The sequence below is a fragment of the Amycolatopsis sp. NPDC043885 genome (genome assembly GCF_056435685.1).
Genome location: NZ_JBWKEA010000004.1, coordinates 403784 through 416853, shown reverse-complemented (window position 1 = coordinate 416853; position 13070 = coordinate 403784). Strand labels below are relative to the sequence as shown.

14 protein-coding genes and 1 pseudogene are annotated in these 13070 nt (G+C 67.3%); 11 read left to right on the top strand and 4 right to left on the bottom strand.

Translation table 11 applies throughout. The features are described 5' to 3' along the window. Nucleotides 1-338 precede the first annotated feature (338 nt). The 3 genes from AC069I_RS17050 to AC069I_RS17040 all read left to right on the top strand — a co-directional run bounded on the left by AC069I_RS17050 (nucleotide 339) and on the right by AC069I_RS17040 (nucleotide 3104). Nucleotides 339-1223 (top strand): universal stress protein, encoded by an 885-nt coding sequence (locus tag AC069I_RS17050; protein ID WP_478230820.1) that lies wholly within the window; start codon nucleotides 339-341, stop codon nucleotides 1221-1223. Between the two features lie 328 nt (nucleotides 1224-1551). Further along, nucleotides 1552-2289: an ANTAR domain-containing protein gene (locus AC069I_RS17045; RefSeq protein WP_478229003.1), complete on the top strand. Its 738-nt coding sequence runs from the start codon at nucleotides 1552-1554 to the stop codon at nucleotides 2287-2289. Nucleotides 2290-2879: 590 nt separating this feature from the next. Then, the gene (locus tag AC069I_RS17040) at nucleotides 2880-3104 is read left to right on the top strand and encodes a hypothetical protein (RefSeq protein WP_478229002.1); all 225 of its coding nucleotides are present in this window, start codon (nucleotides 2880-2882) and stop codon (nucleotides 3102-3104) included. Between the two features lie 342 nt (nucleotides 3105-3446). Here the strand turns inward: AC069I_RS17040 and AC069I_RS17035 are convergent, their stop codons facing one another. Next, nucleotides 3447-3725: a hypothetical protein gene (locus AC069I_RS17035; RefSeq protein WP_478229001.1), complete on the bottom strand. Its 279-nt coding sequence runs from the start codon at nucleotides 3723-3725 to the stop codon at nucleotides 3447-3449. Nucleotides 3726-3885: 160 nt separating this feature from the next. Here AC069I_RS17035 and AC069I_RS17030 point away from each other — a divergent pair, with 160 nt between their 5' ends. Continuing rightward, on the top strand, nucleotides 3886-4212 hold the full coding sequence (locus AC069I_RS17030) for a hypothetical protein (protein ID WP_478229000.1): 327 nt from the start codon (nucleotides 3886-3888) through the stop codon (nucleotides 4210-4212). 17 nt (nucleotides 4213-4229) lie between these two features. Here the strand turns inward: AC069I_RS17030 and AC069I_RS17025 are convergent, their stop codons facing one another. After that, nucleotides 4230-6995 (bottom strand): AfsR/SARP family transcriptional regulator, encoded by a 2766-nt coding sequence (locus AC069I_RS17025; RefSeq protein WP_478228999.1) that lies wholly within the window; start codon nucleotides 6993-6995, stop codon nucleotides 4230-4232. A gap of 198 nt (nucleotides 6996-7193) precedes the next feature. Here AC069I_RS17025 and AC069I_RS17020 point away from each other — a divergent pair, with 198 nt between their 5' ends. Then, nucleotides 7194-8177, top strand: a complete 984-nt coding sequence (locus tag AC069I_RS17020) for an ArsR/SmtB family transcription factor (RefSeq protein ID WP_478228998.1) — start codon at nucleotides 7194-7196, stop codon at nucleotides 8175-8177. 49 nt (nucleotides 8178-8226) lie between these two features. On the opposite strand, the gene AC069I_RS17015 is transcribed toward AC069I_RS17020, so the two are convergent. After that, on the bottom strand, nucleotides 8227-8589 hold the full coding sequence (locus tag AC069I_RS17015; protein WP_478228997.1) for a hypothetical protein: 363 nt from the start codon (nucleotides 8587-8589) through the stop codon (nucleotides 8227-8229). Between the two features lie 194 nt (nucleotides 8590-8783). Here AC069I_RS17015 and AC069I_RS17010 point away from each other — a divergent pair, with 194 nt between their 5' ends. The 6 genes and pseudogenes from AC069I_RS17010 to AC069I_RS16985 form a co-directional block, all read left to right on the top strand. Continuing rightward, complete coding sequence (locus AC069I_RS17010; RefSeq protein WP_478228996.1) at nucleotides 8784-9170, top strand: SDR family oxidoreductase; 387 nt, start codon at nucleotides 8784-8786, stop codon at nucleotides 9168-9170. After that, entirely contained in the window at nucleotides 9101-9652 is a 552-nt protein-coding gene (locus AC069I_RS17005) for a Rossmann-fold NAD(P)-binding domain-containing protein (RefSeq protein WP_478228995.1), read from the top strand. Before AC069I_RS17010 ends, AC069I_RS17005 begins: the two co-directional genes overlap by 70 nt. Beyond that, entirely contained in the window at nucleotides 9561-10829 is a 1269-nt protein-coding gene (locus tag AC069I_RS17000; RefSeq protein WP_478228994.1) for a cytochrome P450, read from the top strand. Before AC069I_RS17005 ends, AC069I_RS17000 begins: the two co-directional genes overlap by 92 nt. 127 nt (nucleotides 10830-10956) lie before the next feature. Next, the gene (locus tag AC069I_RS16995) at nucleotides 10957-11121 is read left to right on the top strand and encodes an aspartate 1-decarboxylase (protein WP_478228993.1); all 165 of its coding nucleotides are present in this window, start codon (nucleotides 10957-10959) and stop codon (nucleotides 11119-11121) included. Between the two features lie 30 nt (nucleotides 11122-11151). Further along, nucleotides 11152-11973 (top strand): CPBP family intramembrane glutamic endopeptidase, encoded by an 822-nt coding sequence (locus tag AC069I_RS16990; RefSeq protein WP_478265800.1) that lies wholly within the window; start codon nucleotides 11152-11154, stop codon nucleotides 11971-11973. 131 nt (nucleotides 11974-12104) lie between these two features. After that, nucleotides 12105-12323 (top strand): annotated as a pseudogene (locus AC069I_RS16985) (ANTAR domain-containing protein); the annotation flags it as partial. Nucleotides 12324-12551: 228 nt separating this feature from the next. Here the strand turns inward: AC069I_RS16985 and AC069I_RS16980 are convergent. Further along, nucleotides 12552-12908, bottom strand: coding sequence for a hypothetical protein (locus AC069I_RS16980; protein WP_478229010.1), 357 nt, complete (start codon nucleotides 12906-12908; stop codon nucleotides 12552-12554). Nucleotides 12909-13070 lie beyond the last annotated feature (162 nt).

The following is a 13070-nucleotide window of genomic DNA, read 5'->3' as shown; positions in this document are numbered from 1 at the left end:
AGAATCAACAACGTGGAAGGGCAGCGTCCGATAAGGACGCTGTCCGTACTTCGGGAGGGGTCCATGATCCTCTCACTTCGGATGTCAGTCGAGTTCGGCCGGCACCCAGTATGACGACTGAGCGTTTTGCGAAGTTCCGCCCCGCCGCCATCTGGGGAGGCGGCGCACCGTGAGGTGAGGCGAAAGTCCCCGTCGCTCGACGGCCATCGTCCCTACTCAACGCCTACACCGGCCCCCCATCATCGGAACCAGCCGGGCAAACAGGGCGTAGCACTGGGCACCACCGATCTCCCGCCGCGGCGCCATCCACAAAGGACCGGCTCGAGGAGAGGACTCTGATGACTGATGCTGCGAATCGGCCGGTCGTGGTCGGGGTGGATGGATCGGCCTCGGCCGGGCGAGCCGTGCGCTGGGCCGCACGCGAGGCCGTCCGACGTGACACGACACTGCTGATCGTGCACGTGTGCGCGCTCGTTCCCGTCGCCGTGCCGCACGCGATGGCACTCGGGCCCTACCGGCACGCCCTGGAAGAACAGGGCCGCGAATGGCTCGCGGAAGCTGCCGCCGAAGCCCGGAGGACAGCACCCGACGTGCAGGTGAATACGGAAATGACCGGCGGCTGGGCGGCCGAACAACTGATCGGCCGCTCAGCCTCAGCCGACCTGGTGGTACTCGGCTCACGCGGACTGGGCGGTTTCACCGGGTTGGTCGTCGGGTCGATCGCCGTCGCGGTCGCCACGCACGGACACTGCCCGGTCGTGGTCGTCCGAGAACCGGCCCCGCACAGCGAACCCCCACCGGACGGCCCAGTCGTGGTCGGCGTCGACGGGTCACCGGCCAATCAGGCGGCGATCCCCTTCGCCTTCCAAGCCGCCTCCTGTCGGAACGTGCCGGTGGTGGCTGTGCACGCCTGGAGCGACCTGCCCATCGCGACGGCCTGGGAACTGACAACGGATTGGCAGTCCATCCAGGAACAAGAGTCGAAACTACTGAGCCAGTGGCTGGCCGAATGCCAGGCACGCTATCCGGATGTGCCGGTCGAGCAGGTCGTGGCCCGCGACCGCCCGGCCCACATTCTGCTCGACCACGCCACCAGCGCCCAACTGGTCGTGGTCGGATCCCGCGGCCGCGGAGGGTTCCGCGGCCTGCTGCTGGGCTCCACCGGGCAAGCCCTGATCCACCACGCTGCCTGCCCAGTGGCGGTTGTCCCACCGCACCGCTAGCCCGCTCGTTCTTCGCACGCCGGACATGGTCACAAAGTGTTTGGCAGACCCGCTCGAATGCCTTCCGTGATGGAGCAACCGAAAGGAAGCGATACGTGTTTCCCTTTCCCGCGTGGAAACTTGCTACGGTGGGCAATGAATCGTGAGGCTGCTCAGGCCGTGTGGAACCGGCCGGAATGCGGTCTCAGGCGGGCCGACCGGGATCGAGGCGAGCCGTACACCTGCCAGCGGCATGTCGTACTCCCCTGCGGGTTTATTCTCCTGAGTTCACAGGTGCCCGCAGTTCAGCGCCTCCGTGGTCGGGAGCCCAAGCGAAAGGGTGGCTCCGTTGCCCACCACCGACCGTGAATTCGTTGTCGCCGAAGCCGTCCTCAACCTGGTGGACCGCGGAGACGACTTCGACCCGCTGGACATGCTGCATGACCTGACCACGCACGTGGTAGCCCTGCTGCCCATCCGGTCCGCGGGAATCACCCTCCTGGACAAGCACGGCCAGGTCGACTACGTGACCGCGTCCGACGAGATATGCCGCCGGCTCGAAGAAGACCAGATCAAGCTGGGCGAAGGACCCTGCGTGGACAGCACCCGCACCGGGACCGCCCTCGCCCCGACCGCACTGCACCGGTACGGCCCCGCCCCGCTGCGCTGGCCCCGGTTCACTCCGCGCGCCCTCCGCGCGGGCATCACCAGCGTCGCCGCCGTGCCCTTGCGTGACAGCGACACCGTTATCGGTGCCCTCAACCTGATGATCGCGGCCTCCTCAGTGCCTACCCGCCATGACCTGCGCCTGGCGCAAACGCTGGCCGACACCGCCGTCCTCTGTCTGCGGCAGCGCCGCGTCCTGCTCGGCAAAGAGGCGATCATCGACCAGCTCCAAACCGCTCTGGACAGCCGCATCGTCATCGAACAAGCCAAAGGATTTCTCGCGGCACACTGCCAGATCACCGTCGACGAGGCCTTCCTCCGACTACGCAGCCACTCCCGCAACAACCACCACAAACTCAGCGATCTCGCCTCCCAGATCGCCCAAGGAACCATCCCCACCCACTTCGGACCGCCACCCTGACGGACCCGGCCCCTCGATCAGGGTGCCGTGCTGGATCGCCGAGGCATGTGTCTCTTCCCTACGCTGTCTCGTCGGGCGGTGAGGTCGTTGCGGAAAGCCCTGACCGGATCGCTTCCGGGAGAACTCGATGAACATTCGGCGGACAGCGCCGCCAGAACCCGCGAGGCAGGCGGAACCGCCAGCATGCGCACACCGGAATTCGGGGCTGCGCGCGGGATCGCGCGCACCGCGAACCAGGTGATGCGCTCGGTCGCCGGAGCGACCACCATGATCGTCCATCGGTGCCGGCGTGCGCGGACGCGGTCTCTTCGGCGGATCACCACGGGGCCTCCGTCGATGTCGATGTCGCCACGCAGACCAAGATTCTCAGCTCAGTGATCTTGTGGCGCTGATGAGCATCGCGGTGTGCACGGCCAAGTACACCGTCCCTGTCCATGCGAGGTCGCGTCATCGGAGTGATGATCTTGGTGCGGTCGGGTGCTCCATCACGGTGATAGTGACGAACAATTCGGTCATGGACACCAAAGCGGACCACACGTCGATAGGGTGGTGTCGTCATAATCGACAACGTGTGTGAAGGGATGGCACCAGTGGCTGTTTCCGTGGACCTGGCCAAGCAGTTGGACAAGGCGTACGAGGAGCTCTCCGTATCCGAGGTCCTCGACGCGCCCGTCGCGGCACTGGCAGGGGTCAGCGAAGGCGACGCGGAGAAACTGGCCGCGGCCTTCGGGGTCAAGACGGTGCGCGACCTGGGAACCAACAAGTACTTCAAGCTCGCCGCGACGCTGGCCGAGCTCGACCAGGCCACCAAGTAAGCCCTCGGGCACAGCTGTCCTGACGGGGTGTGGGCGCTTCCAGCCCACACCCCGTCAGCTTTGTCCAGGTCATCGGGATCGCGCCGGACGGCCGTGCCCGGACTCGACGCGTGGCCGCTGACGGAACAGCCGGTCGGCGGAGAAGAGACCAAGCAGGTTTACCCTGGACGCCAATCACTGCCAGTCACCCAGTGCGCTCCTCGCCATCGCTAATGGCTAATCAGCGGGTTCGCGGCTGGCCGGCCAGTAGGAGCAACTCTCAACTTTGACCGCTACAATGCGCAGCTCCATCGAAACCCATCTGTTGTTGTGGCACTGCTGGCCGCTGCCTTTCTTCGCCGCTCAGAGCACGTTTTCCAGATAGCGGGAACGCGCCCATTCGACATCGTGAACCACCTCGGCTCCTGGCTCGCCGGGAACACGCTCACCCGCCCGGCCATGAAATGGCTTTGCGGCCACACGATCGCCCGCCTCCACCACCGTCTCAACGCCGAAACCGACTCGCCTGCGGCATGTGCTACCCGGACCGATGGGCCCTTCTTCACCGGCCAGACACACCAGGGCCAGTCCCCCGCCCTTGCCCGCGGCCGCCTGAACAGGCTCGGTTTCCGTCGTCGCCATACCGGCAGCATGTCAAAGAGGTGCACAACCGACTGCTTCGGTAAGCGACCCTCCTCGGTGCTGGGAATCTGCGAGGAGCCCGCAAGGCCGGGCTCTTACGTTCTGTCATGTGGTCGCCCACGCGGCCACGCACTGTCGTCTCATCACAGGAGGTCATCCGTTGAAGCGTCTCGCAACCGCCATCCTCATCGGCGCCGCGGCGGTCGCCCTGCCCGCCACCGCCGAAGCGGCACCCGCGTCCGCGCTGATCACCTGCGGTACCCACAGCGAGGACCGGGGCGACCACACGGCCTACTTCTACGGCAACTGCAACAGTGGCGGCAGGGAGGTCGTCGTCCAGGTGTGGATGAATTGGAACGGCGTGCAAAACATCTACCAGCACGACATCTGCGTCGCGCCGCACGAGGTGGGGCATCTCGGGAACTCGCCCAAGGACGCCGCGCCTTCGTACAGCTACTTCGGCAAGAACACCGGCCGGGCCTGCTGACCGGTGCCGCCACGAGCTTAGCCTCGATTCGACTCGGACTTCGGCGACAGTTCGTGGAGATGACCGCGTACGACGTCCGCCATCGGGTCGGCGAGGATGCCGAGCACCGGGAGGGCTTCTTCCCAAGCGTTCCTGGCCTGTTCCGGATCATCGTCGGCCCTGCGGGCGTACCCCAGGTCTACGAGTGCCGCCGCCAGTTCGAGCTGATCACCGCTTTCGCGCAGTGAGTCCACCGCCTCGTCGAAGGCGGCGAGCGCCTTTTCGGGACGGCCCATACAGCGGTACAACCGGCCGAGATTGGTGAGGGTGACACCTTCTCCCCAGCTGGAGCGAAGTTCACGATGCAGGCGCAGCGCGTCGGTACAGCAGCGCAGCGCCGAGTCATGCTCGGCCAGTACCCGATGGGCGCCGCCCAGGCTGTTCAACGCGACCGCCTCGCCCCAGGTATCCCCGAGCGCGCGCGAGGACTCGACGCAACGATGAAACACCCCGACGGCGTCCTCCGGTGTTCCCGCGGTCACGAGAACCTCGCCGAGGGTGTGCAGGATCGCGCTCTCACGGCGGTGTTCGCCGGTCTCGCGGCACTGTGTCATCGCGTGCCGCAGTGTCCGCTTCGCGTCCTCGCATCGGCCGATCCAGTATTGAAGTGTTCCCAGGGCGTGCAGAATCCGCGTCTGGCCGGGCTGTACGGGTCCGCTCTGTCCGGTGGGCGGGCGACCGGGGCGGAGCAGCTGCACCCAGTCCTCGAGCGACACCCGGCCGTGGTGTGTCGCCGTATCCGTGTTCGGTGTCAGGCTGAGACTCGTCTGATCGACGTGAGACCAGTCGACGAACTCCTCGTAACCGCTGAAGGTACGGACGAGTCCCTTCGGCATGGCGAGGCGGACGCCGGCCCGGTCGCCGGGAAAGAACCGCCGATAAGCCGCCGTCATCGTGTTCACGTAGTACTCCAGCACCCGCGACTGCGCCCGCTTGCGGTCCGGTTGTGACTCGCTCGCGAGTCCCTGTTCGCGCGCATAGGCACGCAGCAGGTCGTGGAACTGGTACCGCTCGGCCTTGACCTGCTGGATCAGGCTCGCGTCGACCAGGGACTCCACGTGCCGGTCGGCGTCGTCAGGTGAGGTGCCGAGAAGCGCGGCCGCCTCGAAGCGATCCACATCCGGACCCAGATGGAGGCCGAGGAGGTGAAAGGCCCGCCGCGAGTCCGGCGGAAGCCGGTGATACGACAGGGCGAACGCCGCGGCGACACTGCGGCTGCCCGAACGCAGCCGCGGCACGATGTCGCGTTGGTCGCTGAGCCTGCGGCGCAGTGCCGTCACCGGCAGGGACCGGGACAGCCGGGCTCCGGCGATCCGGATGGCCAGCGGCAGTTCGCCGCACAACCGAACGGTTTCGGCGATCGCCGCGCGGTCCGACTCGGCGCCGCGGGCGGTCGCGATCCGGGTGAGCAGCTGACCCGCGTCGGCGGGCGAAAGCGGATCAAGGGTGAGCTGGCACGCCCCGTCGAGGTCCAGCAGGCGATGCCGGCCGGTGATCACCACGGCACAGCCCGGTCCGGCCGGGAGCAGGGATTCGACGCGCACGCCGTCTCCCACGTTGTCCAGCACCACGAGCGCCCGCCGCTCGGCAAGGGCGTCGCGCCAGAGCATGGCCCGCGTCTCCGTGTTCTCCGGTATCGCCTCCGCGGGGACGCCGACGGCACGAAGCAATACGTGGAGCGCATCGTGGGCGTCTCGCGGTTGCAGACCCGGCGTGTGCCCGTACAGGTCGATGTAGAACTGCGCGTCGGGGAACCGGTCCGCCAGTGAATGCGCCAGATGGACCGCGAACGCCGTCTTCCCGACCCCGGCCATCCCGTCGACGGCGACCACCACCGGCGACGTCCGGTCGGCGCTCGCCGAACACAGTTCCGAGATGAGGCTCGTCTCGGCATGGCGTCCGGTGAAGTCCGCGACATCGGGCGGCAGTCCGCGCAACCCGGCGGTCCTGGGACCCCACGCTCCGACTTCGTCCCTCGGGGATTCGTCCTGTAGCCGTGGCACCGGGTCGGCCTGCTCCAGCACCCTCCGATGTGCCTGCCGCAGCCGCGCTCCCGGCTCGACCCCCAGTTCCGCCACCAGGAGTTCACGGGTCTGGCGGAACACGTCCAACGCCGCGGCCTGCCTGCCTGACCGGTACAGCGCCACCATGAGCTGCTCGCACAGCGACTCCCGCAGCGGGTAGGCGGTGCGCAACCGCTGCAGTTCGGCGATCACCTCGGCGTGGTTTCCCAGTTCCAGTTCGACCGCGAGGCGTTCCTCCTGCACCGCCAGCCGGGTCTCCGCCAGCGCGTCGGCGTTGGTCCGGGCGAACGGTCCCGGCACTCCCGCGAACGGGCTGCCCCGCCACAGTTTCATCGCGGAGTCGAACTCGACCACGGCTTCCGCCAACCGGCCGGCCGTGACGGCTTCGCGCCCCAGCGCGACATGGTCGTCGAACACGTCGAGGTCGAGTTCACCCGGGTCGACCCGGATCCGGTAGCCGCCTGCTTCCGAGACCAGCCTGTCACCGCGTTCGGCTGCGGCGAAAGCGCGCCGGAGGCGGGACACGTAGGTGCGCATCGTGTCCACGGCCGTGGGCGGCGGCTCCTCGCCCCAGAGGGCATCGACCAGCGATCCCAGTCCGACCACCCGGTTGGCGTTCACCAGCAGCGCGGCCAGCACGGCCTGGGAGCGCGGCCCGCCCAGCTCGATCCGCCCCAGCGTCCCCCACGCCCCCACCGGACCGAGAATCCCGAACCGCACCGCGCCCCCCAAGACACCGCCGAAGACTCCTCTATACCGCAGCCTCGCAGGAAAGCACAAATGGATTAACGCGGGCGTGGGGCCGCCAGTGAGATCGAGGTCGCGCTTGCTACCTCCTTTCCATTCCGGTGCAATGCCGCCGTTTTACCGTTGCCGACACGACCGAGGGCTTTCTCGTTTGAAAGGCGACTCACCTGAATGCCACTGCACATCCATTTCTCGGCCGCCGATCTGGCCCGTGTCACCCTCTCCACCGAGCCGGATCCGTTATGGGAAGTGCTCCTGAGTCTGCATGTCCTGCAAAGCCCGACGGTGGAGCCGCGCCATGAACGCTGGCGCGCGGGGCTGACGCTGAGCCCCGCCATGCGAGCCCTGTTCCACTTGGCGCCGCCACGGGGCTATTCACCGGATTTCCTCACACCGGCGGAATCGGCGGTGGGCCTCGAAAGCGGGCTCGCCGCACTGCGGCGCACGCCGCGTCATCGCCTGCGGGCCGAACTCGCGCGGCTCGCCGGGCGCGCGATGCCGTCACGGTGGGCCGCCAGGCTGGCCTCAGGTGACCACGCCGCCCTGACGGACCTCACGCGCGGACTCGCCGACTACCACCGGACGGCGGTGGAGCCATCCTGGACGCGGATCGAGCACCACGTACGTGACGACGCCGCCGCCCGGACGCGGGTCCTGGTGTCGAAGGGGACGGGCGGGCTGCTGGCATCCCTGCATCCGGCGCTCACCTGGCGTGGTGACGCGCTCCGACTGGACGGCGACCACCTCGTCCGGGACCTGTGGCTCGACGGGCGGGGATTGCGGTTGCTGCCGTCGTTCTTCTGCCACGGACGGCCGACGGTGCTCGCCGACCCCGCCCTGCCACCCGTGCTCGTCTTCCCCGCGACCACACGTCCGGCGCCGGTCACCTGTCCTGCTCCGGCGGGTGTCACGGACGCGAAGCCGCTGGAAGATCTGCTGGGGCCGACCCGCGCCGGGGCGCTCCGTGCCGTCGGCGACGGCTGCACGACGACGGAGCTGGGCCGACGGGCGGGCGTCACCGTCTCCGTGGCCAGCTATCACGCGTCGATCCTGCGCTCCGCCGGGCTGATCACCACCGAGCGGGCCGGACCGGCGGTGCGTCATCGGCTGACCCGCTTGGGAGCGAACCTCCTCGGCCACCGATTCCCGGCGTGAAAAGCGCGGGGCCGCCTCCGCGGTCTTGGAGGCGGCCCCTGGTTCACGCTCAGTCGATGTTCACCTTGTAAATGGTGCAATCGCCGAGCGATTCACTCTGCCACGCGATGAATCGCTTGGCAGGATAGTGCGTCCCGTGGCATTCGTACCAGAAGTACCCGGTGTTCGCTCCCGACTGCCAATGAACGGTGTTGAACGAGCGCGCGAGACTCGACCCGGAGTTCGCGTAACACGTCCAGGAGCCGTTCTTGTTCTTGGCCGCGAAGAAATCCGCCGGGCCCGCACAGGGCCACGCGTCGGTCTGCACCCCGGCCTCGGACGCCCCCGCCGGAGCGGCCGCGATCGAAACCGCGGCGAAAAGCGCCGCGGCACCGGCGACGACCCCCGTCATCCGCCTGCTCGGAACCTTCATTTTCCATCCTTCCCTCGGTTGCCCTTGCCGACCGAACATAACCGGACGGAGAATCCCGATCCAAGCCTTTCCACGACCGTTCAAAAGCAGGCGGAAATCGCCAGCCTCAATGGCGCTGCAAGGAATTTGCCATGTGCGCGTCGTAAGGTTTCGCGAACGCCAGGGAATCATCGTCGTTTTATGAGGAGCTGCTCATGAGGATTCTGGTCACCGGTGCCACCGGTACCGTCGGCCACCGGATCGTGGCCGGCCTGGTCGAGACCGGCCACGAAGTACGGGCGTTGACCCGCGACCCGGCGAAGGCCGGCTTCCCGCTGGGGGTGGAAGTCGTCCGGGGAGATCTCACCGAGCCCGACAGCGTCGCCGGTGCCCTCGATGGCGTCACCGGTTTGCACCTGATCACTTTCGGGGGCGATGACGGCGCCCCACTGGAAACCGGCCCGCAACTGGTGGAACTCGCCCACCGGACCGGAGTGAACTGCCCTGGACTCTTCTGCTGCCGGTGGAATTCATGGCGAACGCGCTGGAATGGGCGGACTCGGTGCGCACGGAAGGGGTCGTGCGGGTCTTCGGCAACCTGACGGGATCGGTGGTGCACGAGTCCGACATCGCCGGCGTGGCGGTGGCGGCCCTGACCGGTGACGATCATGCCGGGAAGGCCTATCCGATCACCGGGCCGGAACCGATCACGCCCGAACGGCGCGTCGCTCTGATCGCCGAGGCGATCGGCAGGCCCATCCGGTTCGAGCAGTTGTCCGATGAGCAGGAACGCGCTCGTCTCTCGGCGTTGGGCTGGGGGCCGGACGACGTGGAGTTCGGCATCCAACTCGGCCTGAACCCACCCGAAACGGGTGCCGCGGCCGAGCCGACCGTGCGGGAGGTCACCGGCAGACCACCGCGTTCCTTCGCCCAGTGGGCGGCCGAGAACGCGACCGGTTCCGGTAGCCGCCGGCAATCCGAAGGAGGAAGCGATGAACGCCTTGGGCCCCGCCGACGCGCTGCGGCTCGGTGCGCAGATCCAGGTCTCCAAGACCGTCAGCCGGCTGCTCGGCGGGCTCGGTGACCTGCTCGTACAGGTGGAGCATCCGAAATGGCGGGAAGACCCGTATCCGTTGTACGAGCGGATAAGGGCGAAAGGCCCGCTGTACCGCGGTTTGAGCGGGTCGTGGGCCACGGCTTCCTTCGCGCTGTGCGATCAGGTCCTGCGGGATCGCCGGTTCGGCATGAAGTACGCGGACGGCACGCCCGCGCTCACCGGCGCGCTGGGCATGGTGTCCCAGACCTACCCGGAGAGCTTCCTCGACCTGGATCCACCCGATCACACCCGGCTGCGCAGGCTCGCCGCGCCCGTGTTCAAGCCCGGGCGGGTGGACCACTACCGGCCGACGGTGCAGGCGGCGGTGGACTCACTCCTGGCCAAGGTGGCCGGACAGGAGACCTTCGACCTGGTCAAGGATCTGGCCGCACCGCTCCCGATCACGGTGATCAGTGACCTGCTCGGTATCCCGGCCGCCGAGCGGTCGGTCTTCGCCGAGTACGGCACTTTGATCGGCGAAGGCCTCAGCGGTGTGCACTCGGTCCGGCAAGCCGAACAACTGATCACCGTCGGCGAGGACCTGGTCGTGTTGTTCGACCGGCTGCTTCACGAGCGGACGGCGATTCCCGGTGACGACGTGATCAGCGATCTCGCGGCCGCTGTCGGGGACAAAAGGATGACCGCGCGGGAGCTGCACGGCACCGCGTTGCTGTTGCTGATCGCCGGTTTCGAGACCACGGTCAACCTGATCGGCAACGGCGTCCGGGCGCTGCTGGACCACCCCGGACAGTGGGAGCTGCTGTGCTCCGATCCGAGTCTCGCCGCCGCCGCGGTGGAGGAGGTACTGCGCTACGACCCCCCGGTGCAGGCGTCGCTGAGGATCGCGCACACCGAGGTGGAACTGGCCGGGCGCACGATCAGGCCGGGCCAGTTCGTCGCCGTGCTCCTGGCCGCGGCCAACCGTGATCCGGAGGTGTACGAAAGGCCGGGCGAATTCGACATCACCCGCTCCGGCGCATCGGACCACCTGGCGTTCTCCAGCGGAATACACTATTGCCTCGGCGCCAGGCTGGCGCGTATCGAAGGCGAAATCGTCTTCCGCACCCTCGCGGAGCGAATGCCGCTCCTGCGCCAGGCAGGTCCGCTTCGACGCCGGGAAGGCAATTCCATCCGAGGCCTGAGCCACTTTCCCGTCACGGCCTGAGTTCGCTCCTCTCGTCGGCCGGACGGTTGCCGAAATCATCGACGACATTCGGAGGACGCGACCATGGACCGAACCCTGATGAGATCAAGATCCACCGAGCCCGAGTCACCCAGGCAGGAGTATCGGCGTGGACGGCGTCGCCGCCCGACTGATCGGCGTCGGCGATCTGGTGATCATCATCGCTTACGGGATGGTGCCCGACGTCGAGGTCCGACCCGTCAAGCCGCGCGTCGTGCAGGAAAGCGCGGGCCCGGCTGATACGAGCCCGGCGCGAGGTGACATGGCAAGTTGAGGGTCAGCCAACGAGGAAAGAAGCCGTTTCGTGCCTGATGCGACCACCCGAACCGAGACGGGGGCATCGAGTCTCGGCGCCCGGTCCGCCACGGCGGCGGCCTGTCTGCTCATGGCGGCACCGGTCTTACCCGGCGCGCCATGGTTCTCCTTTGTCGTCGCCGCCGGGCTCGTGGCATCCCTGGTGGCGGCCATGCGGAGCCGCTCGGCGCCAGGCATCCGCGCCGCGACCGTCGCCGCTGCCGTCTCGGTCGTGTTCCATGTGACGATCCTGCTGGACTGGCCGCCGGCCGTGCGGATCGCGCTCGCGCTCGTCGTCGTGTTCGGCTTGTCGGCCGGACTCGGCAGGCTCCCGTCGATCGGGACGGCGTTCGGCTGGGTCGAACCGGGCCGCCTGACCTGGCCGCTTGCCGCTTCCGTCGTGGTGCTGATCGTGGGCACCACGGCGGCACTCGTCGTCTGGGCACGGTTCACGGATCCGGTGCTGCCCGGCTACATCGTCGCGGCCAAGGACAGTCCGCTTTGGCAGGTAGCACTCGCCGTCATCGCTTTCTCCCTCTTCAACGCGGCACTGGAAGAGAGCCTGTTCCGGGGTGTGCTGCTCGACGAGATGGCCGCGATCTGGACGGTACGAGCAGCCCTGATCGTGCAGGGTGCCGCGTTCGGGCTGTTCCACTTCAAGGGGTTCCCATCCGGCTGGACCGGAATGGTGATGGCAGGCGTCTGGGGCTACCTTCTCGGCGTCTTGCGTGTGCGGAGTCGCGGGCTCCTGTTGCCGTACATCGCGCACATCGGTGCCGACGCGACCATTGCCGTCATCACGGTGGCCGGCTTGTCGGGCCGACACTTGTAAGCACTGTTCGACTGTCCTGCATTTGTGTTCACAAAACCAGTTGGACCAATTCTGATCGGTCACATAAGAATATCCTGCCACATACGGTCGAGGGGCGCATAAGTTTTGACAGATAATCACTCCAAGCCGCCGTCGAAAGCCGTGCCGTCATCGGCATGACCAAAGGCATTCTCATGCTCCGCCACTGCCTCACCCTCCAAGCCTTCCAGCTTCTGGTCGAGTCCTCGGCAACCGGCGACGGGGGCCGACCGGCCCGGTTATTGAGGGGTAAGGCAAACGTGTCGGGTGCGATGGGCGGTCCGCTCATGGCCGCCTTCGATCGTGTCGCGAAAGCCACGTCGACGGCGTAGCGAAGGGCTCCTTCCCTACCTTCAGGGTAGGCAAGGAGGCCTTCACCACCACCCGGGTCGATCACTTTGAACTGACGGTGCGAAAGTGGCTTGCGCAACACGCCACATTTGCCTTACCCCCTCAATAGCCGCTGACCGCAGGTATAGTCCGTCGCATGAATACGCATCCCGCGCATGGATGCCACGAACAGGTGCTCGAGTCCCTCGGACACATCACTACCCCACGCCTCACTCAAGATCACTTGAGCGAGGCGTTTGCCTTTGGCCCTCGTCCAGCATCCGACGAGAGAGGTCGCATTCGGGTGCGAGGGTCACTCCCCCGCTGTCGCAGACCACTATCGACCCGCTAGCCCGGAGTTCCGCGGCAACAAGACAGGTGCGCACGTGACCCCGGGCATCGTGATCGTCCAGGTCGCCGAAGTGCGCGGCGATGCGATCGATCAGACGGTCTTCACGACGGTAGATCGTCTTCGGACGTCCGGCGGTGGACTGTCGGGCGCTGGAGTGGCCGTGGCGGCAGCGATAGCCGGGTCGGTCGTGCACCCAGTGCGAGTCCATCCGCCGCGCGCAGACCCCACACCGCACCAACCCTGCGAGAGCGTAACTGCGGATCGCGCCGTCCTTCGCGGCGCGTTCACCCTCGGCTGCGGCGACCCCGAACTCGGCAGCCACCTTCCGGCGCCGGTGGCACTGCACCCGGGAACACCCGCGGTGAAACCGATACTCCGCTGATCGGGAACACGTTCC